This is a genomic window from Polaromonas sp. (assembly GCF_039930745.1).
Lineage (GTDB): Bacteria > Pseudomonadota > Gammaproteobacteria > Burkholderiales > Burkholderiaceae_C > Polaromonas.
This window is the reverse complement of the sequence record NZ_JBDTTH010000016.1, coordinates 36,277-62,176: the sequence shown is the minus strand read 5'-3', so window position 1 is coordinate 62,176 and position 25,900 is coordinate 36,277. Positions and strand designations below refer to the sequence as shown.

Here is a 25,900-nt window from a genome sequence, read left to right as displayed (position 1 = left end):
GCGGCGACTCGGTATAACGCTTCTTGATGCGCTGGCCCACCTGCACCTGCATGAAATCACCCGCCTCGATCAATCGCTTGGCGCGCTCCACAGCGGCCAGATAGTCAGCCTTCGCAAAATCACGCTCGGCCGGATACGCCTGGGTCGGCTTGACCACCGGCGCGCTGACCGAATACTTGAGCTGCTCTTTCAATTCACGCAGGCGTTTCTTGGCATTGGCATAAGCCTCAGGCTGGGCCGGGTCGGCATACACAATCAGGTAAAGCTTGCCCGAGAGGTTGTCAATGACGGCCAGTTCCTCGCATTGCAGCAGCAGGATGTCCGGGCAACCCAGCGAATCGGGCGGGCAGGTGGCTTCCAGCTTCTTTTCGATGTAGCGCACCGCGTCATAACCAAAATAGCCGGCCAGACCACCGCAAAAGCGCGGCAGCCCGGGCCGTAAAGCCACCTTGAACCGCTTCTGGTAGTCGCTGATGAAGTCGAGCGGATTGGCTGTCGATGTCTCGATCACCTCGCCGTCCCGGACCACCTCGATCAAGGTATCCGCGCCAAAGCCGCTGGCCCGAACCAGCGTGCGGACTGGCAGGCCGATGAAGCTGTAGCGGCCAAACCGCTCGCCACCGACCACCGACTCCAAGAGGAAGCTGTAGCGGCCTCCGTCCCTGGAGTGCGCCAGTTTGAGGTAGAGGGAAAGCGGCGTTTCGAGGTCGGCAAACGCCTCCGCCATCAGCGGAATGCGGTTGTAGCCTTGCTGTGCAAGGCTTTTGAATTCAAGTTCAGAGATCACGGGAGGTTCCTTCACCGGTGGGCCCACGCGCGCCGGCGTGGCCACCATCATTCAGCACGCCCCGAAAGCCGGGGCCGGGTTGCTCGTTGCACAGAGGCAAGAGCGCATCAAAACAGGCTTGCATGACGACGAGGCGAAAGCCTCAGCATGCGAGAGCTGTCAGGCCCGCCAGGGCCAGGCTCCCCGGTAGCTGCTACCCGTCTGAATGATGCGATGAATGAACATGGAAGCCCGAGTGTAGCAAAGCCATCGCCTCAAAAAGCCAAAGAAAAAAGACGGCGAACCAAGTCGCCCGCCAAGGAATCACAGATAAGACATTCACCCAGGCACAGAAAAAAAGCAGACCTCTACAGCCGTCAGACAATGTAACTGGTAGTAACGCTCATCTCGGAAACCCTGTTGCAAGAGGCCATGCCGCGTACCAGAATGCTCAGCGAACGACCGTTCTTTTTTAGGGGGCTCTAATGACTTTGGTAAAGCAATGCCTGGTGGGCACGATGGCGCTTTTGCTGGCCTTTGGTGCCGCAGCGGCGACTGTTGAGATCGCAGGCGTCAAGATGGAAGACCAGATCGACCTGCGCGGCAGCAAGCTGGTGCTCAACGGCGCCGGCGTGCGTTACAAGGCGGTGTTCAAGGTGTATGCCGCCGGTTTGTACTTGCCGAAGAAATCCGATACGCCTGAAGAAGCCCTGGGCGTATCAGGACCCAAACGCATCACCATCACCATGTTGCGTGAAATTGACTCCAATGAATTGGGTAAGCTGTTCACACGCAGCGTGCAGGACAACGCCCCGAAAAGCGAAATGTCGCGCTTGGTCCCAGGTTTGATCCGCATGAGCGAGATTTTCTCCAATTGCAAAAAACTTGCGGCTGGCGACAACTTCACCATCGACTGGCTGCCTGGAACCGGCACCGTTATTACCGTCAACACACCCAACAAGTGCCCGCAGCACAACGACGCCTTCAAGGAGCCGGAATTTTTCAACGCGCTGCTGCGCATCTGGCTAGGCCCCGTCCCCGCTGACTGGAAACTCAAGGACGCCTTGCTGGGAAAACCCGCCTGAGCCCGAGGCCGGCGGTGATCTTTAACGGGGCGCAAGCCCCGTTTTTGTTTTCAGGCTTGCCAGGTCAACGGCCGCTAGGGTATCGACAAAGCCGTCTGCATCCACGCCATGGACGGGCTCACCGTGGTTGTAGCCGTAAGTCACCAGCAGCACCGGGCAACCCGCGGCCCGCGCAGCCCGAGCGTCGTTGCTGGAGTCGCCGATCATCAAGGTTCGGGCAGGCTGGCTTCCCAATGCCTCGCAGGTCTTGAGCAACGGCAGGGGGTCGGGCTTTTTCCGCTCGAACGCGTCACCCCCAAACACCTGGCTGAAGAAAACGTCCAACCCCTTGGCCTTGAGCAGGGGTACGGCAAATGCCGTCGGCTTGTTGGTCAGGCAGGCCAGCTTCAGGCCCCGGTCCTGCAGCAACTGCAGGCCTCGCAGCGCCCCCGGGTAAACATGGGCATGCAGGCCGTTGATCGCCAGGTAATGGCGCTGATAGCTGGCCCAGGCCTCGGGAAAAAGCCGCGCCACATCTGCTTCCATATTAATAGCTACTGGCGCCCGCCCTATAGGGGCTAGAGGCACTTTCTCTACATAAAGCAGAACAGACCGGATCAGGTGTTCGGAGCCTTTGCCCACAAGCCGCTCGACCACGGACCGCTCCACCGGAGGCAATGCCAGATCGACCAGCATCAGGTTCAGCGCCACCACAAAGTCATCCAGTGTGTCCACCAGGGTGCCGTCCAGATCAATGATCGCAGCGTCGAAGCGGCCCATCGGCCGAGAATCCTTGTCAATCATCAAACTGCTCACTCCTTCCTGCCGGCGCGTCTGCTGTGAATGGCCAGTTGCACGCTGTTGAGCAGGCGTTGCTCATCAATCGGCTTTTCAAGCCAGTCCGAAACGTCTAGCGAGGAGCCGGCATGCAGCCTGGCCTCCGCAGCGGTCACTGACAGGACCACCACGGGAAGGTCAGCGGTGCGCGGGTCCGCGCGCAGCCCCCCTATCAGCGCCAGGCCGTTTTCATAGGGCAACTTGAGGTCGACCGTCATCGCCACATAGGTGTCCATCTTGAGGTAATCACGGGCTTGCTCCGCGGTGTGGGCCATGTCCGCGTCAAAGCCCGCCTTGTCCAGCATCATGCCTATCAGTTGCGCCACATCGGGATCGTCTTCACAAACCAGAATGCGTGGCCGGTCAAAGCCATACAGACTCATGGGCGCCGTCACCGGAGGAGCGTCAAGCCACTCCGGCAGTTCAAAAAAGAAAGTGGTTCCGGCATCGCCTGTGGACGTGAAGCCTATGCTTCCATCCATGCGTTCCAGCATCGCTCTGGCAATATTCAGGCCCAGTCCCGTCCCACCTTTCTGGCGCGTGTCGGACGAGTCCGCCTGCGAAAACTTCTGGAAAATACGCTGGCGAAATTCTTCAGGAATACCCGGCCCGTTGTCGCTAACTTCCACTCGCACGCGGCCGCCGTGCCGCCCCAGCAAGACCATTACCTTGCCTTCGGCCGGGGAATACTTGATGGCGTTGGACAGCAAGTTGGCCATCACCTGGAGCAGGCGGTCGCTGTCCACACAGGCCCGTAGGGGCTGCTTGGGTGCATGCAGGACCAGTTTGACCTTGCGCTGCGCGGCCAACCCCTCGTTGTCGGCCAATGCCCGCTCCAGCAGAGGCCGCATTTCATGCGGCTGCATGTCAAAGGGCATCTTGCCCGACTCGATTTTTTCGCTGTCGAGAATATCGTTGATCAGGCGAATCAGCCGTTCACAGTTGCTTTTGGCGATCTCCACCAGGGCACGGGCCCTCTCCGGCAGGGCGCCGGCCACGCCGCCCGAAACCAGGCCCAGTGAGCCGCGTATGGAGGTCAACGGCGTGCGCAACTCGTGGCTGACGGTCGAGACAAATTCGCTCTTCATGCGGTCGATGCGCTTGAGCTCGGTGACGTCGGTACCCAGCGAGAAAAATCCGACGACCTTGTCCTGCACGTCGCCTTCGCCGTAGCGCGGGAAGTAGCTCATCACGTATTCGCGCCGCTCACCGCTCGCGGTGACCTGTTCGCGCTCGTAACGCGCGGGGTATCCGGCCAGCGCTTCCTGCACGTGTTCGCTCACCCGGTCATAAAACGCCGGGCCCATGACTTCCAGCATGGTCTTGCCGTGGATTTTTTCCCGCGGCAGGCCAAAGGCCTCTTCATACGCCTTGTTGTGAAACTGGAAACACTGCTGCTTGTCGATATAGGCAATCAGGGCCGGCACGTTGTCGGTGAGCTGGCGCAACTGCTCTTCGCTGTCGTGCAGAGCGTCGGCAATCCGCCTGCTTTCGGTGACATCGCGAATGATGGCGGTAAAAAGCCGCCGGCCACCGACGTTGACATCCCCGAAAGACGCCATGACCGGAAACTCGGCGCCATCCCGGCGCTGGCCGCGAACCGGTGTGCCGGCCTCCCTGAATCCGGGCGGGCGATCACCCAAGGCGGCAAAAAATGCGGAAAAACCCATCTGATACCGCGCTGGCAGCAGCATAGCGACCGGTTGCCCGAGCAGGTCCTTCAACCTGTAGCCGAAGAGATGCCTCGCGGCCCTGTTGGCGCTCACAATCACGCCGTCCTGTGTGGCTGTGACCACACCCTCGGCCATCCCTTCGGTGATGGCCCGGCTCATGGCTTCGCTGTCGGCCAGTTCAGCCTGAATGCGGCGGTTTCTGGCCTGCGCCCGTCTCACCGCCCAGATGGCCCAGCCCAGCAGGCCCAGCGACAGCAGGCCGCTGAACAGGATCATCAGCCGGATGGCCAAGGCGGTCCGGCGTTTTTGCTGCTCCGAACGCTCCAACGTCAGCGCATCGATTTCTTCCTGGAGCGGGAGACTGGCTTCGTTGCTCCCCGACGCGGCCTTGGCTTCCAGCAACCCTGCGGGCTGGCGCAATGTCGCTGCCGTTTTCGGGATCTCCTGGCGCTGATCGATCAGCAGCGCATCGACTGCCAGGAAAGATACAGTTGTCGCCAGGACAATCAGAAGCACGCCCAAGCCCGGGGCAATGGCGATGCTGGCGCGAAAAGGTTTCTTCATGTGGAACGACTCATCCTGAGGCTTGATCCAGGTAGGGGCGTCTGCCCGGGCTCCACCGGCGCACCCTGAACAAACGATACACCCGCAGGGCCAAGCCGGGCATTCCAGTCATGAAGCCGCCGCCGGCAGCCCGGCCTCAAGAGCGGCTATCAATTCGCCGAGAGAAACCTCCAGCGAACCCAGCAAGCCATCAAGAACCGCGCGCGGCCGCCCCTCGTGAATACTTTGCTCCAGCGCCTGCGCGTGGTCGGGTACCTGGGTTGCACCGATCTGCCCGGCGACACCGCGCAGGGAATGCACCAGCAGTTCCGCGGCTTTCAGGTCGCCCGCATCCAGTGCCTCGCGAATCCGCTTCGGCGTGTCCTTGCGCCCCTCCAGAAAACGGCCCAGCATGGAGAGGTATAGCGGCTTCATGCCCATCGCCCGGTGCAGCCCGAGCGCCAAGTCCAGCCCGGTGATGGAGGCCGGCCATGCCCCTTCTGCGGCATTGCTGCGGCCAACCTCCTGGTCGGCAACACCCGGCGCTTCCAGTCTCGCCAGGGCCTTGCGCAGCTCGGCTACAGCTTGCACCTTCTGGGCCACGGTCAGGCGGGCGGGGTTGATTTCTAGATGGAGGCCCGGTGCATCACAAAAAATGACATCCGGATCAGCGGCGGAAGCTACGTCGCCTGGGTGAACCACATACACGGGAATGGGATGAGAAAAACCCTTGGCCAGCACCGGGTCTCGTGCGTCGGCCCGGATCTCGCCTTGCACCAGCGCAAAGGTTTCACTGGAAATCATGATCTCGCCCGGTTCGGCCGCCTGCTCCAACCGCGCGGCGAGATTAACCTCGCGGCCGATGATGGTGTACTCCATGCGGAGTTTGCTGCCGAAATTGCCGACATCGCAAAACCCCGAATTGATGCCTATGCGTATCTCGAAAGCCTTGTTGATGCCCATCTCGCGCCACCGCAACTGCAGCTCTGCCATGCGTTTTTGCATCGCCATGGCCATCTTGACGCATTGCACTGCATCCTGGCGCACACCCAGCGTGTGCGGATCGCCAAAAAAAATCACGATGGCATCGCCAATGAATTTATCCAGCGTGGCACCGTATTCGGCGGCGATCTGCGACATTTCCGCAAAATAGCTGTTGAGCAGCAGCGTCACTTCTTCGGGCTGCCATTGCGCCGTCGACTCGGTGAAGTTCTTGATGTCGGAAAAAAACACCGTGAGTTTTTTGCGCTGGGTCCGGATTTCGGCCTGCCGGGAGCCGTCAAACAACGACTGATAGACCTGCGGCGCCAGGTAACGCGAGAGCTGCTCGGACAGGTCTTTCAGCCGCCTGGCATTGGCACTGCGCTCCAGGTGAAGCTTCAGTCGTGCCAGCAGGATGGGCGGACTGATCGGCTTGGCCACGTAGTCGGTGGCGCCCAGGTCCAGGCCCCGGCGCTCTTCATCCACGCTACTTAGGGCCGTCAGGAAAATCACCGGAATATCGGCTGTGCGCGGATCACGCCCGAGCTCGGCCAGGACCTCGTAACCGTCCATGTCTGGCATCATCACGTCGAGCAGGATGAGGTCGGGCCTCTTCGCCGACCGGGCCATCTGCAGACCGGCCTCGCCCGCCGCAGCCGCCATCACCTCGTAGCTGTCCTGCAGCAGAGCCACCAGCAGGTAACGGATGTCATCGGTGTCTTCCACCACCAGAATGCACGGCCGCTGCGGCAGCGCCGCGGCATCCGCGGTGCCAGCCTGCAACAGCGCGCCCGCCTCTGGTCTGCCTGCTTGATCCATGGTCCGGCCTTCCGTTCAACCCAGGGGTCCGGCCCTGGTCCGCTACCTCATCGGGCCAGTTCCGCCCGCATCCCGGCAATCACCGAGCGGTAGTCCGGCTTGCCAAAAATCGCACTGCCCGCCACAAAGGTGTCAGCCCCGGCCGCGGCCACCCGCGCAATGTTCTCCAGCTTGATCCCGCCGTCCACTTCCAGGCGGATGTCCTTGCCCGAAGCGTCAATGCGCTTTCGGGCCAGCTCTATCTTGCGCAGCGCCGAATCAATAAAGCCCTGGCCGCCAAAGCCGGGGTTGACACTCATGATCAGGATCAGGTCGATGTCTTCAATGACCCAGTCCAGCACATCCAGCGGCGCAGCCGGGTTGAACACCAGCCCGGCCTTGCAGCCCTTGGCCTTGATGGCCTGCACACTGCGGTGCACGTGGGCGGAGGCGTCGGGGTGGAAGCTGATCAGGTCGGCGCCGGCATCGGCAAAGGCCGCCGCCAGCGCATCGACCGGCTGCACCATGAGGTGTACGTCAATGGGGATTGCCGTGCCGTCAGCTTTTTTGGAATGCGGCTTCAGGGCGCTGCAAATCATGGGCCCGAAAGTCAGGTTGGGCACGTAATGGTTGTCCATCACGTCAAAGTGGATCCAGTCGGCGCCGGCGGCAATCACTGCCTGGAGTTCCTCACCCAGGCGTGCAAAATCGGCTGACAAAAGAGAGGGGGCAATCCGGTACACCGGTGGCTTGGTTGGGCTCATGCCGGGATTGTCGCAGCAAGCGCGCGCCTTGCCCATGTCCCCCTGGTTTTCCCGGCCCATGGCTGGCGGTTAACATGTTCGCCACTCTTGTTGGAACCATGCCGAAATACCAATTTTCCTGCGACGTCCTGCCGCATTACCTGCCCGAACAATCCTCGCCCGAAGACGAAGTGTTCGGTTTCGCCTACACCGTCACGATCACCAACACCGGCGAGGTGGCGGCGCAGCTGATTTCGCGCCACTGGGTCATCAGCGACGCGCGCGGGCACACCGAAGAAGTCAAGGGCCTGGGCGTGGTCGGTCACCAGCCGCTGCTCAAACCCGGCGAGTCCTTCCAGTACAGCAGCGGATCACGCCTGCGCACCCCGACCGGCACCATGCACGGCAGCTACTTTTTTGTCGCCGAGGACGGAGAACGTTTCGAAGCCGCCATTCCGATGTTTGTCCTTGACGCCGGCGATACCGCCACGCCCGGTAGCGGCACCGGCGGCGGCCGGGTGCTGCATTGAGCTGGTGAGGCCATGCAACGACTGACCGACCTGCTGGACCAGCTGGAACCCCAGGCCGAGCTTGCCCGCCGCCATCTCTGGCTGATCGCCCTGCTCGACTGGATACGCGGCGATGCCGACAATCCGCAGGCCGCCGTGTCCCGCGTGCAGCTTTTTCTGGAGGCAGCACAAGGCCGGCCGGGCTTCGCGGACAAGCTGCAGCGCTGGTGGAGCACTCTGGTGACTACCGTGGACGCCACGCCGCTGTTTGCCGACTTTGGCTTTGCGCCGCGTGCGGCTTTTTTGAGCGAATTTGGCGAGCGGCTGCGCTACAAACTGCTGCCCGGCACGCCCGAAACCACCCACGCCACCGAATTGTTCATGCTGCTGTTTCCCACGCCGTTTGACGCCCGCTGGCTCAAACTGCTCGACGAACCCACGCTGGCGCGGCTGGGCGCCTTGCTGAGTCCCCCGACGTCACCGGTCGATGCAGCCGGGGACAAGGATCAGGACAGCCCAGGCAACACAATGCTGCACGACTGGCAGGCAGTCCTGCTGGAGGCACTGACTTATTGCACCAGCCAGGTTCGAGCCACGGGATTTTCCCCGGAGCTGCGTCTGCGCATGAGCCCACAGACCCTGCAGTCCCGTCCCTTTCATGGCCTGGCATCGGACCTCGACGCGGTACGCGACGCGATGCTGGCGCATGGGCCGGACAGCGGCGCGCTGCACCTGGCGCTGGACCGGTTCAAGGCCCGGCTGGAAGCCTGCCGCAGCGCGGCATCTTCCGCGTACACCCACCTGGATGAACATGGCATTTCGGTCGGCCTGGTGTTTCGCCTGCGCCAGCTGCGCGAACGCATCCTGCGCATTCGCGAGCTGCTCGACTGTCTGCTCGCGGAAAAACCCGGCACCAGCGCCACGCAGCTGCTGGCCCGGCTGGTGCTGCTGGCCCAAGAGCGGCGCAGCATACGCGCATTGATTGCCAGCAACTCCAGTCTGCTCGCGGCCAAGGTGGCCGAGCGCGACGCGGAAACCGGCGAGAGCTACATTACCCGGGACCGGGACGCCTATGTGAACATGCTGGGCAAGGCGGCCGGAGGCGGCGCCCTGACTGCGGCCACCACGCTGCTCAAGTTCATGGTGGTGGGGCTGGCGCTGTCGGCCTTCTGGAGCGGCTTTCTGGCAAGCATCGTTTTTGCCGCCAGTTTTGTACTGATCCAGTTGCTGCATTTCACGCTGGCTACCAAACAGCCAGCCATGACAGCGCCGGCCATGGCGGCCAAACTCAAAGACCTGCGTACCGGCGAAGCTGTCAATGACTTTGTCACGGAGGTCACCCATCTCGTACGCTCGCAGGTGGCAGCTGTGCTCGGCAACGTGCTGGTGGTGGTGCCAGTGGTGGTGGTGATCAGTGTTTCCATCCAGTTCTCGCTGGGCCACCCGATGATTGACGCGAAGACGGCCGAACATGTGCTGCACGACCTGAGCCTGCTCGGGTCCACGCTGCTATGGGCGGCCTTTACCGGCGTGGTGCTGTTTGCCGCCAGCATCATTGGCGGCTGGGTCGAGAACTGGTTTGTGCTGTACCACCTGGCCTCGGCCATGCGTTACAACCCGCGCATCACGGCAGCGCTGGGCATCGCGCGCGCGCGACGTTGGTCCCACTTCATGCGCAAGAATATTTCAGGCTTCGCCTCCAATATCGCACTGGGTTTCATGCTCGGCCTGATTCCGCCCATGAGCGGTTTTTTCGGCATTGAACTCCAGATGCGCCATGTCACGCTGTCCTCCGGCCAGCTCGCCGCTGCCGCCGCTGCGCTGGGCTGGGAGGTGTTGCGGCAGCCAGCCTTCTGGTGGTGCGTTGCGGCCATACCGCTGATTGGCGCACTCAATCTCGGCGTGAGCTTTTATTTCGCCTTCAGGCTGGCCCTGCAGGCGCACAACGTCAGCGGAGTGGACCGCGCACGCATTCGAGCTGCGATCTGGGCTCGCTGGCGCAGCAAGCCCAGGAGTTTTTTCGCTCCAGAATAAAGCGCAGCTGTCAAGCCTGGGGCATACCAGGGGCTCAGCACTTGTCCTACAGGCCCGAGCTGTGAACTGATGTAAATTAGCCAGCTTCACGCCCAGGATGGGCTGGCTATCTCTCAGCCACACTGCCCGTCTGCCTCACACGCGCACTTCGCACACGCCTTGCCGCGGAGCTGCAGGAATTTCAATTAACAGCGGAGACACTCATCCATGAATGAAGTCATGGCCATCTGGGCCGAATGGATCAAGCCCTCGGCCGGTCTGCCCACCGTGCAGTGGTCGATGCTGCTGGCCGTGGCCGCCCTGACTGGGCACCTGGTGCTGCGTTACGCCGGCATCCCCAAGGTGGTTGGCTATTCAGCAGTCGGCGCCTTCGCCGGTTTTGCCGGGTTCACCGGCGCCGTATGGCCCCTGCAGGGCACGGGCCTGTTTCTGCTGGAACTCGGCGTGGCCGTGGTTCTTTTTGAGGCCGGAGGCCGCATTCCACTGCGCTGGTTCCGCCACAACCCGATGGTGCTGGTGCAAAGCCTCGCCGAATCCACGTTGACCTTCTTTTTCGTGTACTGGGCACTGACATTTTTCGGGGTGCGAGCGATCGTTGCAGAACCGCTGGCCCTGCTGGCGATGGCCGCCTCGCCGGCGGTGCTGTCGCGCGTCATCATGGATACCCGTGGTTCGGGTCCGGTGACCGAGCGGGCCATGGTGCTGTCCACCCTGAGCACCCTGTATGCGCTGACGCTTTGCAGCGCCCGCGCCGGCATGATGGGCCGTGGTGAACAAAGCCTGACGGACGCCTTCTACCCGGTGGCCGTGGTGCTGGGTCTGTCGGTGGTGGTGGGTGCCGGCCTGGCGCTGGCCCTGCGCTCGGCCCTGCGTGTAATGAGCCCTACCAGCGAAAACACGGCCATCCTGCTGCTGGCCCTGATTGCCGCCGGTGCTGCGCTGGCCGCCCACTTCGGCGGTTCGGCGCCGCTGGCTGCACTGGTGGGCGGCATGACGCTCAAGCAGCTCAATCCGCGGCCCTGGTCCTGGCCGCGGCAAATGGGCACGGCTTCAGCCATGCTGACCATGCTGATGTTTGTGCTGGTCTCCGTGGTCGCGGCGCAGGCCGACTGGAGCGGCCCGGTGGCCGGCCTGGTGCTGACGCTGGTGGCAGCCCGGGCCCTGGCCAAGATCAGCGGTGTCGCACTCGGCAACGTGGGCAGCGGTGCCAGCTGGAAGCAGGCCTTGTGGGTCGGCTGTGCCATGTCGCCGATGTCCTCGGTCGCGCTGCTGCTGGTGTCCCAGTTTGTTGCCGCTTCAGCCACGCTCGGTCCGCGGATCGCCAGCATCGCGCTGCCGGCCATTTTGCTGATGGAAGTGCTGGGCGCCATCCTGTCGACCTTTGCCATCCACCGCGCCGGAGAGAGCTCCCGGCCCTGGGCGCCCAGGCCCTTCAGCAATTCATCCGCAGGAGACCTTCGTGAGTAAGCACACAGACCCCCCCCTGGCGCCCGGCGGGCTCGAGCCTTTCCAGAAGTCAGCTGCGCTGTCGCTGGGCGTCGAGTTGGAGCTGCAGCTCGTCAACACGCATGACTATGACCTGGCGCCCTATGCCGAAGACATGCTGCGCCTGATGGGCAAGATCCCGCTGCCCGGCAGCGTGGTGCCCGAGATGACCTCGAGCATGATCGAAATCTCCACCGGCGTCTGCCAGTCCTCCTCAGAGGTGCTGGGCCAGCTCACGCAGATCCGCGACGCGCTGGTCAAAAGTGCCGACAAGCTCAACATCGCAGTGGTGGGCGGCGGCACGCACCCCTTCCAGCAATGGCACGAGCGCCGCATCTATGACAAACCGCGCTTTCGCGAGCTGTCTGAGCTGTACGGCTACCTGTCCAAGCAGTTCACGATTTTCGGACAACACGTGCACGTGGGCTGCCCCGATGCCGACACCGCGCTGCTGACGCTGCACCGCATGTCGCGCTACATTCCGCACTTCATTGCGCTGTCGGCGTCCTCGCCTTATGTGCAGGCGCAGGACACGGCCTTTGATTCGGCGCGGCTCAACTCGGTGTTTGCATTTCCGCTGTCGGGCCGTGCGCCGCTGGCACTGACCTGGGACGACTTCACGGTTTACTTCGAAAAAATGACGCGCACCGGCGTGGTCCGCAGCATGAAGGACTTCTATTGGGACATCCGGCCCAAGCCCGAGTTCGGCACCATCGAGATCCGCGTCTTCGACACACCGCTGACGGTGGGGCGGGCGGCGGCGCTGTCCGGCTATGTGCAGTCGCTGGCCTCGTGGTTCATGAACGACCAGCCCTTCATGCCGACCGAAGACGATTACCTGGTCTACACCTACAACCGTTTCCAGGCCTGCCGCTTCGGGCTGGAGGCGGTCTACGTGGACCCGGCCACCGGCGAACACATGGCTCTGCGCGACCACATCCTGATGACCATGGACAAACTCGGCCCGCACGCCGGCCCACTGGGCGCCAGCAGCGGCATCCACCTGCTACGCAGCAGCGTCGAGCTGTCGAACAATGACGCGCGCTGGCTGCGCGAGTTGCAGAGCAAGGAAAATTTGCTGGCCGAAGTGATTCGGCAAGCGGCGCTGAAGTTTCGGGGATTGCCGGTTTAGGCTGCAGCGTCTTCATGCGGCTCAGGGTGAGCTTGTTGAAGTCTTCTTTACTTCTGCTGTGTGTGGTTTGCCAGCAAGCCGGGACTCGCCCCGGCGGGCGACTTACTTTTCTTTGCGTCGCCAAAGAAACCTAAGGAAAAGAAAGGCGACCCGATGGTCTGGGTCCCCTGCGCTGCGCTCCGGGGCAACCTGCGGTGCTCGCCGAAAGTGGGGTCGAGCTCGAACTCGCTTCGCTCAGACAATCGCTCGCCCTGATCCACTTTCGGCTGCGCTCCTCGGCCCAGCCCGACGGGTGGGGGAACGGATGCGGATACGGGGAGACAGGACGCGCAAAGCGCGTCCTGTCGGAGCCCGACTTCGGTGCCCGTATTGTTTCTTCACCCCTTCTGCATGCGCCGAGGAGCGGAGGTCCAGACGGATCAGGACGGGCGATTGTCTGAGCGAAGCGAGTTCGAGCCCGGCCCCGGCTGGACCGAGCACCGCAGGTTGCCCGTAGCGAAGCGAAGGGACGCAGGCAGCGGGGTCGCCTTTTCTTTGCTTACTTTCTTTTGGCGACGCAAAAGAAAGTGAGTAGCCGCCGGGCTACCCCCGGCTTGCTGGCACACCACTGACACCTGAATCAAGCACGGAGCTCCCCGAGCAACCCGTTATGCTCACCCCCATGGGTGAATTCGACCTGATCGCGCGTTATTTCAAGCGTCCCGCAAAGCGCGCCGTGCTCGGTGTGGGTGACGACTGCGCCTTGCTGCAGCCGGCGGAGGGCATGCAGCTCGCTGTATCAAGCGACATGCTGGTCGAGGGCCGCCATTTTTTTTCCGACGTGGACCCCTTCACTCTGGGTCACAAGGCCCTGGCGGTGAACCTCAGCGACCTCGCTGCATGCGGCGCGCAACCCCTGGCCTTCACGCTGGCGCTGGCCCTGCCGCGGATCGACGAAGCCTGGCTCGAAGCGTTTTCACGCGGAATGTTTGCGCTGGCTGACGCCCACGGCTGCGAACTGGTCGGCGGCGACACCACACAGGGGCCACTGAACATCTGCATCACGGTGTTTGGCGAAATTCCGCGCGGCCAGGCGCTGCTGCGCTCTGGCGCGTGTGTCGGCGACGACGTCTATGTAAGTGGCACGCTGGGCGAAGCTCGGCTGGCGCTGGATGCCTTGCGCGAACACGCCCCGCTGCCGGATGAGCTGCTGGCGCTGGCCCGCGCACGCCTTGAGATGCCTACGCCGCGCGTCGCGCTGGGTCAGGCGCTGCGCGGTATCGCCACCTCGGCGATCGACGTGAGCGACGGCCTGCTGGGCGACCTCGGTCACATCCTGAAGGCGTCGGGTGTGGGGGCTCGTATCGACACCTCTGTTGCTATTAATTTAATAGCTACCAGCGCACAAATAGCAAGAGCTGAGAGGCTTTTTTCCTATGGAAAAATGCTGAGCTACGTGCTGGCTGGCGGCGACGACTACGAGTTGGCATTCACTGCCCCGGTGCCGGCGCGGGCGGCGATCCAGGCCGCGGCGCTACAGGCCCAGACCGCGGTGACGCGGATCGGCGTCATCGAACAACCGCTCGGCCTGCGCCTGGTCGACGCCTCGGGCCACGCCGTGCCGGGCCGGTATGCATCCTTCGATCACTTTGCCTGAGCGCCTGCGCGCCCGGGCCTGCGTAGCACCGCATGCATCACATCGACAAAAGCCTGGCTGGCCGCCGACAGTGAACGGCCACGCTTGATGACCACCGAGATATCGCGCGACACGCGCGGCACGGTGAGTGTCCTGATGACCAGGCCCGGCTGGGCGCCGTGCGTGGCAAAAGCCGAGGGCATGATGGCGGCTCCCAGCCCGCTGGCCGTCATCCACAGGGCCGTGGACAGAAAGGACACCTCGTTGACCACGTTCAGCAACACCCCGGCACCGGCCGCGGTTGCGTCGATCATCGGACGGATGCCGTAACCTGGCCGCACCGTGATCACCGGGTGGCCCGCCAGGTCGGCCCAGCGCACAACCTTCTGCCGTGCCAGCACGTGATCGGGCCGGCAGACCAGGCTCAGGTGGTCAGGCACCAGCGTCTGCAAGTCGGCGTCGGCCAGCATCTTCTCGGGCGTGCCGATGCCGAAATCCACATGTTCCCCGATCACGCGCGACATGAACTGGTCGGGCGCGCAGTCATCGACCACCACACGGATGTCCGGATACAGCGCGGCGAAACGGCGGATCACCGGCGGCATCACAAAGGCCGCCAGCGTGGGCGTGACCGCCACGCAGACGCGGCCGCGCCGCAGTCCGCCCAGATCGCGGAAGCTGCTGCCCAGTGATTCGACGTCGCGCAGGATGCGCTCGGCAATCACCAGGGCTTCCTTGGCGGCCTGCGTCGGTTGCAGCGAGCGGGTAGTGCGGTCGAACAGGCGCGCGCCCAGGCCCTGCTCCATCTGCCGGAGCAGCACGCTGATGGCCGACTGCGTCACGAACAGCTGTTCGGCGGCAGCGCTGATTTTGCCCAGCTGGTAGATCGCCACGAATGCGCGCAACTGGCGCACCGTGGGTGTGAAGGAGTTATTCATGAATCAAAATCATAAATCATTCGTAATTTATCGTTATACGAATGAATCGATCTGGGCTCCAATGAGGGCGGAGACAAGGTCTGCCCCGAGGGGCAAACACCCATACAAAACAAGGAGACATCCATGAACCGCATAGTGCGCACCCTGCTGGCGCTGACCGCCGGTGTGACTGTCCTGGCCGGAGCCGGCCAGACGCAAACCGCCGACTACCCGACCAAACCCATCCGCATCATCGTGACCTTCCCGCCCGGTGGCAGCACCGATGTCGTGGTGCGCATGCTGGTGCCCAGGCTGAACGAAAAATTCGGCCAGCAGGTGGTGGTGGACAACCGGCCGGGCGCCGGCGGCAACATCGGCCTGACCGCGGTGGCGAGGGCGCCGGCCGATGGCTACACCCTGGGTGTTGGGGCGGCGGGCGGCCTGTCGGCCAATGTCAGCCTGTATGCCCAGATGCCCTTCGACCCGGTCAAGGATTTCCGGCCGGTCACCATGCTGGCCGCCATTCCCTTTGTACTCATTGGCCATCCTTCCGTGGCCGCCAAAAACCAGCGCGAGCTGATTGCGCTGGCGAAGGCTACTCCCGGCAAGCTGTCCATCGGCCACGGCGGCAACGGCACGGCCATGCACCTGTCGGCCCAGCTCTTTGGCCAGATGTCAGGCGCCCAGTTTGTGGAAGTGCCCTACCGCGGCTCCGGCCCGGCGGCCCTCGACGTGCTGGCCGGGCAGATCGCGCTGGCCGTGGTGGACCTTCCCTCAGCCTTGCAGCACATCAAGACCGGCAAGCTCATCGCCTATGCGGTGACCAGCCTCCAGCGCCTGCCCATGCTGCCCGACGTACCGACGGTGTCCGAAGCGGGGCTCACCGGTTATGACTCTACCGGCTGGTTCGGCCTGGTCGCACCCGCCGGCACACCGGCCCCGGTCATTGCCCGCCTCAATGCCGAGTTCACGGCGGCCCTCAGCGACCCGGAGCTCAAGGCCAACATGCGCAACCTCGGCGTGGAGCCGGCACCGGGCACGGTGGCCGAGTTCGACGCCTACATCAAGTCCGAGACCCTGAAATGGGCCAAAGTCATCAAGGCCTCGGGCACCAAACTGGACTGACTATGCCGCCGCCTGAAAACCTGAACACCGATGTATTGATTGTCGGCGCCGGCCCGGTAGGCTTGACGCTTGCCATGGACCTGGCTTCGCGCGGCATTTCCGTGGTGATCGCCGAGATCCGCCGTTATGCCGAACCACCCAACGTCAAGTGCAACCATGTGGCTGCACGCACCATGGAGCAGTTCCGCCGGCTTGGCGTGGCGCACAAGCTGCGCGACGCCGGCTTGCCGCCGGACTATCCCAACGACGTGGTGTTCCGCACCAGCGTCACCGGCATCGAACTGACGCGCATCCCGATTCCATGCCGGCAGGACCGTTATATCGACACGGCAGGGCCCGACGGCTGGTGGCCCACGCCCGAGCCGCCACACCGCATCAACCAGATCTACCTCGAACCCATCCTGCTGGAGCATACCGCCGCACTGCCGCAGGTCACCCTGCTCAACCGCACGCAGGTCGGCAGCTTCACCCAGGATGCGGCCGGCGTCACCGCCGTGGCGACCGACCTCGACAGCGGCACTTCGCGCAGTATCCGCTGCCGCTACATGGTGGGCTGCGACGGCGGCAGCTCCTCCGTGCGCAAGCAGATGGGTTTCAAACTCGAAGGCACGGCCGTGATCCAGCGCGTGCAGTCCACCTACATCCGCGCGCCCGGCCTGGCGGCCATGATCCCGGGCAAACCGGCCTGGTCCTACTATTCGATGAACCCGCGGCGTTGCGGCACTATGTTTGCCATCGATGGCCAGGAAACCTGGCTGGTGCACAACCACCTGAACGCCGAAGAACCCGAGTTCGACTCCGTGGACCGAGACCAGTCCCTACGCGACATCCTCGGCGTCGGTCCGGATTTCCGTTATGAGATCCTCAGCAAGGAGGACTGGGTCGGCCGCCGCCTCGTGGCCAACCGCTTTCGCGACCGCCATGTGTTCATCGCTGGCGATGCCGCGCATCTGTGGGTGCCATATGCCGGCTACGGCATGAATGCCGGCATCGCCGATGCCATCAACCTCTCCTGGCTGCTCGCCGCGCGCCTGCAGGGCTGGGGCGAGGAAACCATGCTCGATGCCTATGAGGCCGAACGCCAGCCGATCACTGCGCAGGTGTCCCAGTTCGCGATGGACCATGCGCAGAAAATGATCAAGGCGCGCCGCGCGGTTCCTGCCAACATCGAGCAGGCCGGTGCCGAAGGCGACGCCCTGCGCGCCGAGATCGGCCAGGAAGCCTATGCGCTGAACGTGCAGCAGTTCTGCTGCGCCGGTCTCAATTTTGGCTACTTCTACAGCGGCTCACCCATCATGGCCGACGACGGCGAAACGCCGCCGGCCTACACCATGGGCGGCTTCACGCCGTCCACCGTGCCGGGTTGCCGGGCACCGCACTTCTGGCTGCCGGACAGACGTTCGCTGTACGACGCCTTCGGACCGGGCTACACCCTGCTGCGCTTTGACCGCGCCGTCGATGTCTCGGCACTGCTGCTGGCGGCCCAGGCACGCAGGCTGCCGCTGACGCTGCTCGATATTGACACCCAAGGTGTTCCCGAAGCCTACCGGCACAGCCTGGTACTGTGCCGCGCCGACCAGCATGTCGTCTGGCGAGGTCATCAGCTGCCCGTCGATCCGGCCGCGCTGGTGGACCTGTTGCGCGGGGCCGGTCGCGAGGCCATGCGCCTGGCCGCCTGATCCCGCGGCAGTCCCGCGCCGCCGCGTGCGGGTTGTGCGCTCATGCCGGCGCGGCCAGTCGCACCGTCTGCCGCGCTTTCTGGGTTTGCCCGCCATATCCCCAATCCGAGGCCGGCAGCTCGCGCACCACCACATAGCTGGCTTCTTCCAGCGGGCCGCCGCAACCCAGCTGGTGCCGCAGTTCGGCAAATGCGGCTTCGATAAACGCCGCTTTCTCTTCCGTCGTGTTGGTGCTCGCGGTGATGCCGATCTCCAGCAGCGCGGTGGGCATCTGCACATCTTTGCCACCCACGTACCACCGCGCCGCAGGCAGGTCTTCGATCATGACTGTCGTCACCTCGCGCCGTTTGCCCAGCAGGCGCTCGGTGAGCGAAGTCAACTCCTGCGCGAGCCGCTGGTAACGCCCGGGGTTTTGCAGCGGTGCCACTTTCAGGTTCAGGGTCGGCATCTCAGGCCTCCCGGGGCAACTGCAGGGCTGCGGGATGGCGCAGGGCGTGGAAGGCGCGCGAGGCCATCCGGTGCGCGTGGTGCCAGAAGGCGTTGATCGCCCCTTGACGCAAAACCTGGGCCTGAAGCTTCGCGGCGTCGTGCAGGCGCTGGTAGTTTTCGTGGTGAAGTTCGCTGTACATGGCATGTCCTTTCGTAGCGGTGTTGGTGCTGGCAACTTTAGGCAAAGCACCGCCCGCGGGAAACCGTGCATGGTGCAATTGGGTTTTGCAAAAGCTGCAAAGGCAGGGCTGGGAAAGAGGAAAGAGGAAAGAGAAAAGCGGACGCGGCTGGTTACCATTGCGTGATGCGCGACCTCAGCTTTGACGACATGCACCTTTTCGCCCGTGTGGCCGAACTCGGCACACTCTCGGCGGTGGCGCGCGAGCGCGACGTGCCGGTCAGCCAGATCTCGCGCACGCTGGCGCGCATCGAGAAAACCTGCGGTGCCCGCCTGATTCACCGCTCCACCCACGGGCTGACGCCGACCGTCGAAGGCCAGACCTTCTTGCAGTACTGCCGCCGCCTGACTGGCACGCTGGACGAGCTCGAGGGCGAGTTTGCAAGCCAGTCGGGTCAGGCCAGTGGCTGGGTGCGGGTAGCCGCCAGCACGGTGGTGGCGGAATACCTGCTGATTCCCAGCTTTGAAAGCCTGCAGCAGCGCTATCCCAAGCTGTGTGTCGAGCTCCAGGTCGAAGACCGGCTGGTGGACATGGCCCATGACGGCATCGACATCGCCATCCGCACCGGCACGCCGCCGACCGACACCGTGGTGGCGCGCCAGCTCGGCACACTGGGGCGCGGCTTGTACGCCACACCCGGCTACCTGCAGGCCCATGGCACGCCCAAGCATCCCGATGAATTGCACCAGCACCGGTTGATCACCAACAGCGTGGTCACCATGCTCAACCGCTGGCCGTTTGTGATCGACGGCCAACCCGCCGTGGTGGTGGCCGAGGGCCAGTGGCGCTCCGGCAGCACCGGCATCACCGCGCGGCTGGCACTGCAGGGCCTGGGCATCTCGCGTTTTGCCACCGTGGTGGCCGAGCCGCTGGTGCGGCAAGGCCTGCTGGTGCCGGTGCTGCCCGATTTTGTGGACGAACAACCCAGCCCCATCTACGCCGTGACGCTGACCAACCGGCACCGCCTGCCCAAGATCAAGGCCTGCATCGACCACTGGACCAGCTGGCTCGCCCAGGCCGAAGGTGTTCAGCATGGCCGACCTGCATAAGCTTGCACACGTCCAGCCATGATTACTATGAAAAACATAGCTGCCTGTGCCCGTCCTGCTTGGGCTGGAGGCCTTTTTTATCAACAATCGCGGCAAAGCGTCATCACGATTGCCGCAGCGACGGCTAAGCCTGCCCCTCATCCGCCCGGGCTGCGCCACCCCTTTTGCAAAACCCCATGACTCCTTTGAACGAATCGCCTGCTTTCCAGAACACGCCGGCCACACCGCCGCGCCGCCCCACGGCCCGCTTCATGCTGGCCCACCCGGCCCACCTGGTTGCGCTGGGTTTCGGCTCGGGCCTGAGCCCGGTGGCGCCGGGAACGGCAGGCACGCTCTGGGCCTGGCTGGCCTTTGTGGTCATGGCGCCCTGGCTGACGGCGCTGCAGATGGGGCTGCTGATTGCCGCGTCCCTGCTGCTTGGCGTGTGGGCCTGCACCGTCACGGCAAAAAACATGGGTATTGCCGACCCGGGCAGCATCGTCTGGGACGAGGTGGTGGCGTTCTGGCTGATTCTCTGGCTGGTCATGCCGGTGGGCTGGTGGGGCCAGTTGGCCGCCTTTGTGCTATTCCGATTTTTTGACGCGGTGAAGTTCGGCCCCACGGCCTGGGCCGACAGGACCTTCAAGGGTTTTGGCTGGCGCGGCGGCTTCGGCATCCTGCTGGACGACCTGGCAGCCGCCTTCTGCACGCTGCTGGTGATCGCGGTCTGGAGGTTCTGGTGAAAGCAAAAACGCTATCGAATAGTGAGCCGCTTGCCCCCGCCCTTGCTGGGCTGGTGGCCGATTTGTTACTCAAAAAAGGCTGGCTGCTGGTCACCGCCGAAAGCTGCACCGGCGGCATGATCTCCGCCGCCTGCACCGACCTGGCCGGCTCCAGCACCTGGTTCGAACGCGGCTTTGTCACCTATTCCAACGAAGCCAAGACCGACATGCTGGGCGTGGACGCCGCGCTGATTGCCGCCCACGGCGCCGTCAGCGAGGAAGTTGCGCGCGCCATGGCGGCCGGCGCCATCATCCGTTCCAGGGCCTGTGTCGCCGTGGCGGTGACGGGCGTCGCCGGCCCCACTGGCGGCAGCCGGGCCAAGCCGGTCGGCACCGTGTGGTTCGCCTTCACGGTGGACGGCCAGCCCAGCAGCGAGCTGCAGCGCTTCGGCGGTGACCGCGCTGCCGTGCGCGCCGCCACGGTGCGGCATGCGCTGCAGCGCTTGGTGCAACTTCTGACAAACGACCCACCGACAGGCACTAGTACTGCAACCCGGAAGTAGCGAAACAAGATGAAAGTGATGGCTTCGAGCCCAGGGCAAGGCGCAAGCCGCAGCGAAGGCTTTGCGCCTTCGCAAGGATTGCAACGCCGCCATGGGCGCGAAGACGCGCTTTCATGTTTCGATATTTTCGGGTTGCAGTACTAGGCCTTGATGAGGTGGGCTTCCACGCCGCGCCGCGGCGCGGGCCCCACGACCGGCGCATAACCCAGCCGCGCCCACATCTGCACCGTGTAGCGCGGCGGCGGCGCCTGCAGCAGGGCGTGGATGTCGGCATAGGGCCGCGCCTGTTCGGGGTATTCCTGCAGCGCCTGCGAGAGCGGCTGCATGGACAGGCCCTGCGCTGTGGCGGCCAGCTGCGCGCGGGCATAGGCCCGGCCGGCGTTGACCTGGGTCTTGCGGTCATTGCCTTCGGTCACCATCCAGAAAAACGCCGGCGTTGTCGCAATCTTCGTGTTGAAGTCCTTGATCTGCCCGGTGGTGGCCGTGTCATCTGGCCCCGGCGCCTTGCTGCGGTCGAACAGGCCGAGTGCCGTCAGCGCACGCACCATCGGTGTGTTGTTGCTCAGGCCGTCGCGGTGTTCGGCAATTTCGCGCGGGCCGACGCGCAGCACCTTGAACGATTCCAGGATGGTCCTCGGCGTGACCAGCTCGATGCGCCAGGCTTCGCTGGCGATGGCGCGGTGTTTCTGCAGGGCATCGGGCTGCGCCGGGCCGACAAAACCGGTGCGTACCGGATGCGGCGCAACGCTCGTGGCGATGGCCTGCACGGCGGCCGGGGCAGGCTCGCGCGGCTCATAGGCTTCGCGGTTGGTACGCCGCATGAGAATGTGGGCGAACAGCGGGTCCGGTTTCACGGCGGCATCCGGGCTCAGGCGGATGCGCGCCACAGGCCGCGTGTCCAGCGCGGCCGGGCCGAATTCGCCCTGCGGGAACAGCGCAATATCGGCACGCAGGCCCTTCTGCCGCGCAGCCAGGTCCAGCAGCTCCAGGAAGGTGCCCTGGCTCATCATGATCTGGCGCGACAACGGGTCGGTCTCCGGCAGCAGGCGCGTGAGGTCGCAGTACAGCGTGATTTCGTCCGGCTGGCGCAGGTCCACCAGCCAGGACTGCAGGTTGTGCGAATGCGGCGCCAGGATGGCGTAGCTGAGAATCCAGCGCCGCACATCGACCACGTCGGCGGCGGGGCCGCGCCAGGCAGCAACGGCTTCCAATGGCAGTTCGGCTGAGCAGCCGGCCAGGCCGGCGCTGGCGCCCAGCACCACGCCACCACCGGCCAGGCGTACAAAATTTCTGCGGTTCAGGTTCATGAGGCGCTCCTTTCGAAAGCTTGCATCGTCACCGTACGCTCTTTCACGGCGTGCTCCTTGCGCGGCGTCAACAAGCCCAGCTCTGCCAGCGCCGTGCGCAGCGCTTGAGGAAACGGGGTGTGCGGCTCGGCGCCCGCCAGCGTAGCCATGCGGGTGTTGACCAGGGCGTGCGGCGTGCGCCACTGGTAACGCATCTCGCACAGCGCCGCCATCTGCGGCATGACCAGGCCAAGCGTGCGCATCAGCAGCCAGGACAGCGATTTGGTGCGCAGCTTGCCGTCAGTGGGCAGCCAGCCCTGCTCCCAAGCGATGTCAGCCAACGCATCAGCCCAGTCCTGCCCAGTCAGCTGGTAGCCGGCAAAGTGCAGCATCTCGAAGGCCGGCAGGCTGTGCCGACGCTCGGCCACCGCAACAAAGCTGCGCGCCATGTCCGGCAGGTAGGCCCAGGCGGTCGGCACGTTCATCGGGCCGGGGTAAGTGAGCATGCCGCTCTGAATGTCCTTGACCATCACTTCGTCCAGCCAGGAGCCTGTGCCGCTGCCGAAAAAGTCGCCGCCGCGTATCACCACGGCTTTCATGCACCCATCCTGCGTGGCCGCGCGCACCTGAGCTTCGCTGGCAATGCGCATGCGGCCTTTGAAGGTGCTGGCAGCCTGCGCCGTGTCCTCGCGCAGCAGCGCCGGCATGGTCTCGCCAAAGTTGTACACGCTGGCCGGCAGCATCAGCAACGCACCCAATTCGCGCGTCACGTCGATGGCGGCCTGAGTCAGGCCTGGCAGGTCGCGGCGCCAGGCCTTGTGCGTGTAGAGCGGGCTCAGGCCCTGCACCACCACCGTGGCGCCGTGCGCAGCAACGGCAAGACGGGCTGTGTCGTCTGACTGGGCGGCCAGCCACTGCACACCGGCGATTGCCGGGCCGGTGGCGCCTGGACGCAGCTGGGCGACAACCTGCCAGCCCGCCTGCGCAAAGGCGCGGGTAGCGGCCATGCCAAAACGCCCGCGGGCGCCGAGGATAAGGACGGTGGAAGGCTGTGTCATGAAAAACTCCTGGAAAAAAGTGATCGATGGGATGATTGTGAAAATTTCCAGGCTGTTCGACAATCCTCTAACGCTTCACATCAGATATTCACAAATGAATAACAACTTCGACTGGCGCCTGGTGCGCTCCTTCCTGGCGGCGCTGGACCAGGGCAGCCTGCTCGGCGCCGCGCGGGTGCTGAGCGCCAGCCAGCCCACCATCGGCCGGCATATCGCCGAACTCGAGTCGCAACTCGGCGTGCTTCTCTTCGAGCGCACCGGTCGCGGCCTGCTGCCCACACCCACCGCGCTACAGCTGGCGGACGCGGCCCGCGCCATGGACAGTGCCGCCAGCCAGCTGGCGCGCCAGGTGTCGGGAGCCGAGACCGGCATCTCGGGCACGGTGCGCATCACGGCAAGCCAGCCGGTCGCCTGCTTTGTGCTGCCGCCCATCCTGGCGCAAATGCGACTGGCCCTGCCCGACATCCAGGTGGAGCTGGTCGCCAGCAATGCGGTCAGCAACCTGCTGCGGCGCGAGGCCGACATTGCCCTGCGCATGGTGCAGCCCGACCAGGCCAGCCTGGTGGTCAAGCGCATCGCCAAGGTCAGCCTCAGTACCTACGCGCACCGCGACTACCTGCGCCGGCGCGGCACGCCGAAACAGCCACAGGACCTGCTGAACCATGACCTGGTGGGCAGCGACCGCGACGAAGCCATCGTCCAGGGCATGGCCGGTTTCGGCCTGCCGGTGACGCGCGAGTCCTTTGCGTTTCGCTGCGACGACCTGATTGCCTACTGGGAGGCGGTACGCGCTGGCCTGGGCATTGGTTTTGTCGCCGACTACCTCGCGGCCACCGACAAGGACGTGATGGCCGTGCTGCCCATGATCAAGGTACCGCCCATTCCGATCTGGCTGACGGTGCACCGCGAAATCCGCACCAGCCGGCGCATACGCGCGGTGTACGACTTCCTGAGCCATGCGGTGCCGAAGGCACTTTGAGTTCACGCATTGACGCGCACCGCCTTGGATTCATAATCAGGCGCCGCCAGCCTTTGAGCCTGATGGCAACATCCACAACAAAACCGGGAGAAAACCATGTCTGTTCGCCTTGTCCTGTCCACCCTTTTGCTGGCTGCCGCACCGGGAGCGCTGTTCGCGCAAGCGATGCCCGAAGGCTTTCTTTGCTGCAACCTGCGCACCGACGGCAAATGGATCACCGACATCAATCACGCCGAGAAGGGCAAGCGCATGCTGCCGCCCGGCACGCCAGCCAAGGTCACGGGCTATGGCCGCCATCGCGTCATGGCGGAAATCGAGGGCACCGCCCAGGTGCTGGGCAACGACTACAGCCGCAACCTCCCGCTGGTTGCATTCGCGCAGCGTTACGTGGTGGCCGTGAACCCGCAAATCCGGATCAGCACCTTCGATCCCCGCACCCGCGAGGCCATCAAGACCGCACGGCTGTTCAACGGCATGACCCGCGAGCAGGTGCTGATGTCTGTCGGTTACCCCATCAGCGACGAAACGCCCAATCTGGACACGCCCATCTGGCGCTACTGGCTGAACCAGTCCGAGGAGTTCCAGGTGGTTTTTGACGCACAGGGCATCGTCAAGGAAGTGGGCGCGCTGCCACTGTCACGCCCCAGCATACTGATGGAGTAATTCCTTTTCTACTTCTCCTGTGCAAAGTAGGTAGTGCCCCTGCGGCGTCGGCCCGGCGAGGTGTGTAGAGTGTTGTTCTGTTTTCCGGCCAGAAGCACTCGCAGCACAGCCAGCGGGTTTGACAAGGATTGAATGCTGATACGACGCTGGTTCCAGACGATTTGCCGCCGCAGCCCTGCAGCCGGCTACGTGTGGACACTCCTCCTGCTGTGCGCGCCTTGCGCACAGGCGCTGGAGTTCAGCTACAGCAACCCCTTCCCGGACGGCCCGCTGGCCGGCGTGGCTCGCAGCCTGACGATCAGCGGCGAATTGGTGACCGGTGACACGGCCCGGCTGGTCGCACTGATGCAGAAAAAGCCCGCTGACGCCTGGCACGCGCTTGGCCGGGTGGAGCTGGCCATCACAGGCGGCGACAGCACGGAAGCCCTGCTGCTGGCCGACACACTGGCCCCTCTGTACCCGCATATGGTGGCCACGGCTGACTGCGCCGGCGCCTGCGCCACCGTCTGGCTGTCGGGCGCCTGGCGCCTGCTACCCGGCGGGCGCATCGGCCTGCAGAAGCCCGTCCCCAAGCCGGTCGCCAACACCGGGCCCAGGGACGCGCCTCCGCCCTATGACATGGAAACGGACCAGTTGCGCCTGTACCTGCTGAAACAGGGCTTGCCTTCGGCGGTTTACCAGCGCTGGATGGCGGAACGCAGCGGCCCTGTTTACTGGCTGTCGGGGCAGGAGGTCAATGCCACCGGCATCTGGCCGCCCTACTATTACCAGAAGCTTCAGGCCCAGTGCCCGGCCCTGGGCGCCAGCGACGAGTCTTACCATGTGCTGCGCCGCTGCGCCGCCCGGCTGGTCATCAGCCAGAAAGCCTTTGCTTTCGACAAACTGCTGGCGGGCGTGGATGACCCCTGGTGGAATGACAACAAGGATGTTCTGCGCAATGCGCCGCGGTGAACACGCGCCCCCACGGTTGCTCACTGCGTGTAGCGCCCTGCCCCCCGAGGGGGCCGCTGCGCCTGCGGGCCGGCAAAGCCG

At 64.2% G+C, this 25,900-nt stretch carries 23 protein-coding genes and 1 pseudogene; 14 read left to right on the top strand and 10 right to left on the bottom strand.

The features are described from left to right. Positions 1 to 787: pseudogene (locus tag ABI660_RS08030) on the bottom strand (anthranilate synthase component I); the annotation flags it as partial. A 464-nt stretch (positions 788 to 1,251) separates the two neighbouring features. Between ABI660_RS08030 and ABI660_RS08025 the strand changes: the two are divergent. Continuing rightward, a complete protein-coding gene (locus tag ABI660_RS08025; RefSeq protein WP_348066670.1) occupies positions 1,252 to 1,851 on the top strand; it encodes a chalcone isomerase family protein in 600 nt (199 codons plus the stop codon). Positions 1,852 to 1,872: 21 nt separating this feature from the next. On the opposite strand, the gene gph is transcribed toward ABI660_RS08025, so the two are convergent. From gph to rpe, 4 genes are all read right to left on the bottom strand, one after another. Continuing rightward, complete coding sequence (gene gph, locus ABI660_RS08020) at positions 1,873 to 2,634, bottom strand: phosphoglycolate phosphatase (RefSeq protein ID WP_348066668.1); 762 nt, start codon at positions 2,632 to 2,634, stop codon at positions 1,873 to 1,875. A gap of 8 nt (positions 2,635 to 2,642) precedes the next feature. Continuing rightward, a complete protein-coding gene (locus ABI660_RS08015) occupies positions 2,643 to 4,904 on the bottom strand; it encodes a PAS domain S-box protein (RefSeq protein WP_348066666.1) in 2,262 nt (753 codons plus the stop codon). A gap of 108 nt (positions 4,905 to 5,012) precedes the next feature. Beyond that, complete coding sequence (locus ABI660_RS08010) at positions 5,013 to 6,683, bottom strand: adenylate/guanylate cyclase domain-containing protein (protein WP_348066664.1); 1,671 nt, start codon at positions 6,681 to 6,683, stop codon at positions 5,013 to 5,015. A gap of 47 nt (positions 6,684 to 6,730) precedes the next feature. After that, on the bottom strand, positions 6,731 to 7,426 hold the full coding sequence (rpe, locus tag ABI660_RS08005; RefSeq protein WP_348066662.1) for a ribulose-phosphate 3-epimerase: 696 nt from the start codon (positions 7,424 to 7,426) through the stop codon (positions 6,731 to 6,733). A 98-nt stretch (positions 7,427 to 7,524) separates the two neighbouring features. Between rpe and apaG the strand changes: the two genes are divergently transcribed. The 5 genes from apaG to thiL all read left to right on the top strand — a co-directional run bounded on the left by apaG (position 7,525) and on the right by thiL (position 14,201). Beyond that, a complete protein-coding gene (gene apaG / locus ABI660_RS08000) occupies positions 7,525 to 7,935 on the top strand; it encodes a Co2+/Mg2+ efflux protein ApaG (RefSeq protein ID WP_348066678.1) in 411 nt (136 codons plus the stop codon). A gap of 12 nt (positions 7,936 to 7,947) precedes the next feature. Continuing rightward, a complete protein-coding gene (locus ABI660_RS07995; RefSeq protein ID WP_348066661.1) occupies positions 7,948 to 9,948 on the top strand; it encodes a recombinase in 2,001 nt (666 codons plus the stop codon). A gap of 207 nt (positions 9,949 to 10,155) precedes the next feature. Further along, complete coding sequence (locus tag ABI660_RS07990; RefSeq protein ID WP_348066660.1) at positions 10,156 to 11,415, top strand: cation:proton antiporter; 1,260 nt, start codon at positions 10,156 to 10,158, stop codon at positions 11,413 to 11,415. 16 nt (positions 11,416 to 11,431) lie between these two features. Further along, complete coding sequence (locus ABI660_RS07985; RefSeq protein ID WP_348066676.1) at positions 11,432 to 12,565, top strand: YbdK family carboxylate-amine ligase; 1,134 nt, start codon at positions 11,432 to 11,434, stop codon at positions 12,563 to 12,565. A gap of 649 nt (positions 12,566 to 13,214) precedes the next feature. Beyond that, positions 13,215 to 14,201, top strand: a complete 987-nt coding sequence (gene thiL, locus ABI660_RS07980; RefSeq protein WP_348066659.1) for a thiamine-phosphate kinase — start codon at positions 13,215 to 13,217, stop codon at positions 14,199 to 14,201. On the opposite strand, the gene ABI660_RS07975 is transcribed toward thiL, so the two are convergent. Beyond that, positions 14,189 to 15,118, bottom strand: a complete 930-nt coding sequence (locus tag ABI660_RS07975) for a LysR family transcriptional regulator (protein ID WP_348066657.1) — start codon at positions 15,116 to 15,118, stop codon at positions 14,189 to 14,191. The genes thiL and ABI660_RS07975 overlap by 13 nt on opposite strands. A 123-nt stretch (positions 15,119 to 15,241) precedes the next feature. Between ABI660_RS07975 and ABI660_RS07970 the strand changes: the two genes are divergently transcribed. Together ABI660_RS07970 and ABI660_RS07965 are read left to right on the top strand one after the other, a co-directional pair. After that, a complete protein-coding gene (locus ABI660_RS07970) occupies positions 15,242 to 16,222 on the top strand; it encodes a tripartite tricarboxylate transporter substrate binding protein (protein ID WP_348066656.1) in 981 nt (326 codons plus the stop codon). A gap of 2 nt (positions 16,223 to 16,224) precedes the next feature. After that, complete coding sequence (locus ABI660_RS07965; RefSeq protein WP_348066654.1) at positions 16,225 to 17,901, top strand: FAD-dependent oxidoreductase; 1,677 nt, start codon at positions 16,225 to 16,227, stop codon at positions 17,899 to 17,901. A 40-nt stretch (positions 17,902 to 17,941) separates the two neighbouring features. On the opposite strand, the gene ABI660_RS07960 is transcribed toward ABI660_RS07965, so the two are convergent. Both ABI660_RS07960 and ABI660_RS07955 read right to left on the bottom strand, forming a co-directional pair. Continuing rightward, on the bottom strand, positions 17,942 to 18,349 hold the full coding sequence (locus tag ABI660_RS07960) for a tautomerase family protein (RefSeq protein ID WP_348066652.1): 408 nt from the start codon (positions 18,347 to 18,349) through the stop codon (positions 17,942 to 17,944). Between the two features lies 1 nt (position 18,350). Beyond that, the gene (locus ABI660_RS07955; protein WP_348066650.1) at positions 18,351 to 18,530 is read right to left on the bottom strand and encodes a hypothetical protein; all 180 of its coding nucleotides are present in this window, start codon (positions 18,528 to 18,530) and stop codon (positions 18,351 to 18,353) included. 164 nt (positions 18,531 to 18,694) lie between these two features. On the opposite strand from ABI660_RS07955, the gene ABI660_RS07950 reads away from it, so the two are divergent. From ABI660_RS07950 to ABI660_RS07940, 3 genes are all read left to right on the top strand, one after another. Beyond that, on the top strand, positions 18,695 to 19,618 hold the full coding sequence (locus ABI660_RS07950) for a LysR family transcriptional regulator (RefSeq protein ID WP_348066648.1): 924 nt from the start codon (positions 18,695 to 18,697) through the stop codon (positions 19,616 to 19,618). Positions 19,619 to 19,794: 176 nt separating this feature from the next. After that, positions 19,795 to 20,340: a phosphatidylglycerophosphatase A gene (locus tag ABI660_RS07945; protein ID WP_348066646.1), complete on the top strand. Its 546-nt coding sequence runs from the start codon at positions 19,795 to 19,797 to the stop codon at positions 20,338 to 20,340. Continuing rightward, on the top strand, positions 20,337 to 20,882 hold the full coding sequence (locus ABI660_RS07940; protein ID WP_348066644.1) for a CinA family protein: 546 nt from the start codon (positions 20,337 to 20,339) through the stop codon (positions 20,880 to 20,882). Before ABI660_RS07945 ends, ABI660_RS07940 begins: the two co-directional genes overlap by 4 nt. Positions 20,883 to 21,022: 140 nt before the next feature. Here ABI660_RS07940 and ABI660_RS07935 read toward each other — a convergent pair whose 3' ends face one another. Beyond that, on the bottom strand, positions 21,023 to 22,189 hold the full coding sequence (locus tag ABI660_RS07935; protein WP_348066642.1) for a twin-arginine translocation pathway signal protein: 1,167 nt from the start codon (positions 22,187 to 22,189) through the stop codon (positions 21,023 to 21,025). Beyond that, positions 22,186 to 23,226: an NAD-dependent epimerase/dehydratase family protein gene (locus ABI660_RS07930; protein WP_348066640.1), complete on the bottom strand. Its 1,041-nt coding sequence runs from the start codon at positions 23,224 to 23,226 to the stop codon at positions 22,186 to 22,188. The genes ABI660_RS07935 and ABI660_RS07930 overlap by 4 nt, the downstream gene beginning before the upstream one ends. Before the next feature lie 94 nt (positions 23,227 to 23,320). Between ABI660_RS07930 and ABI660_RS07925 the strand changes: the two genes are divergently transcribed. The 3 genes from ABI660_RS07925 to ABI660_RS07915 all read left to right on the top strand — a co-directional run bounded on the left by ABI660_RS07925 (position 23,321) and on the right by ABI660_RS07915 (position 25,819). Continuing rightward, positions 23,321 to 24,205, top strand: coding sequence for a LysR family transcriptional regulator (locus ABI660_RS07925; protein ID WP_348066638.1), 885 nt, complete (start codon positions 23,321 to 23,323; stop codon positions 24,203 to 24,205). A 96-nt stretch (positions 24,206 to 24,301) separates the two neighbouring features. After that, complete coding sequence (locus tag ABI660_RS07920) at positions 24,302 to 24,868, top strand: hypothetical protein (RefSeq protein WP_348066636.1); 567 nt, start codon at positions 24,302 to 24,304, stop codon at positions 24,866 to 24,868. Positions 24,869 to 25,000: 132 nt separating this feature from the next. After that, positions 25,001 to 25,819 (top strand): hypothetical protein, encoded by an 819-nt coding sequence (locus tag ABI660_RS07915; protein WP_348066634.1) that lies wholly within the window; start codon positions 25,001 to 25,003, stop codon positions 25,817 to 25,819. Positions 25,820 to 25,900 lie beyond the last annotated feature (81 nt).

What these genes read in the sequence shown, in the direction of transcription:
- ABI660_RS07920 (WP_348066636.1), top strand. Translation starts at nt 24,302, where the DNA reads ATGTCTGTTCGCCTTGTCCTGTCCACCCTTTTGCTGGCTGCCGCACCG.
- ABI660_RS07935 (WP_348066642.1), bottom strand. Translation starts at nt 22,189, where the DNA reads ATGAACCTGAACCGCAGAAATTTTGTACGCCTGGCCGGTGGTGGCGTG.
- gph (WP_348066668.1), bottom strand. Translation starts at nt 2,634, where the DNA reads ATGATTGACAAGGATTCTCGGCCGATGGGCCGCTTCGACGCTGCGATC.
- ABI660_RS07950 (WP_348066648.1), top strand. Translation starts at nt 18,695, where the DNA reads ATGCGCGACCTCAGCTTTGACGACATGCACCTTTTCGCCCGTGTGGCC.
- apaG (WP_348066678.1), top strand. Translation starts at nt 7,525, where the DNA reads ATGCCGAAATACCAATTTTCCTGCGACGTCCTGCCGCATTACCTGCCC.
- ABI660_RS07995 (WP_348066661.1), top strand. Translation starts at nt 7,948, where the DNA reads ATGCAACGACTGACCGACCTGCTGGACCAGCTGGAACCCCAGGCCGAG.
- ABI660_RS07915 (WP_348066634.1), top strand. Translation starts at nt 25,001, where the DNA reads ATGCTGATACGACGCTGGTTCCAGACGATTTGCCGCCGCAGCCCTGCA.
- ABI660_RS07990 (WP_348066660.1), top strand. Translation starts at nt 10,156, where the DNA reads ATGAATGAAGTCATGGCCATCTGGGCCGAATGGATCAAGCCCTCGGCC.
- ABI660_RS07925 (WP_348066638.1), top strand. Translation starts at nt 23,321, where the DNA reads ATGAATAACAACTTCGACTGGCGCCTGGTGCGCTCCTTCCTGGCGGCG.
- ABI660_RS07965 (WP_348066654.1), top strand. Translation starts at nt 16,225, where the DNA reads ATGCCGCCGCCTGAAAACCTGAACACCGATGTATTGATTGTCGGCGCC.
- ABI660_RS07945 (WP_348066646.1), top strand. Translation starts at nt 19,795, where the DNA reads ATGACTCCTTTGAACGAATCGCCTGCTTTCCAGAACACGCCGGCCACA.
- ABI660_RS07975 (WP_348066657.1), bottom strand. Translation starts at nt 15,118, where the DNA reads ATGAATAACTCCTTCACACCCACGGTGCGCCAGTTGCGCGCATTCGTG.
- ABI660_RS07930 (WP_348066640.1), bottom strand. Translation starts at nt 23,226, where the DNA reads ATGACACAGCCTTCCACCGTCCTTATCCTCGGCGCCCGCGGGCGTTTT.
- ABI660_RS08010 (WP_348066664.1), bottom strand. Translation starts at nt 6,683, where the DNA reads ATGGATCAAGCAGGCAGACCAGAGGCGGGCGCGCTGTTGCAGGCTGGC.
- ABI660_RS07955 (WP_348066650.1), bottom strand. Translation starts at nt 18,530, where the DNA reads ATGTACAGCGAACTTCACCACGAAAACTACCAGCGCCTGCACGACGCC.
- thiL (WP_348066659.1), top strand. Translation starts at nt 13,215, where the DNA reads ATGCTCACCCCCATGGGTGAATTCGACCTGATCGCGCGTTATTTCAAG.
- ABI660_RS08015 (WP_348066666.1), bottom strand. Translation starts at nt 4,904, where the DNA reads ATGAAGAAACCTTTTCGCGCCAGCATCGCCATTGCCCCGGGCTTGGGC.
- ABI660_RS07960 (WP_348066652.1), bottom strand. Translation starts at nt 18,349, where the DNA reads ATGCCGACCCTGAACCTGAAAGTGGCACCGCTGCAAAACCCCGGGCGT.
- rpe (WP_348066662.1), bottom strand. Translation starts at nt 7,426, where the DNA reads ATGAGCCCAACCAAGCCACCGGTGTACCGGATTGCCCCCTCTCTTTTG.
- ABI660_RS07970 (WP_348066656.1), top strand. Translation starts at nt 15,242, where the DNA reads ATGAACCGCATAGTGCGCACCCTGCTGGCGCTGACCGCCGGTGTGACT.
- ABI660_RS08025 (WP_348066670.1), top strand. Translation starts at nt 1,252, where the DNA reads ATGACTTTGGTAAAGCAATGCCTGGTGGGCACGATGGCGCTTTTGCTG.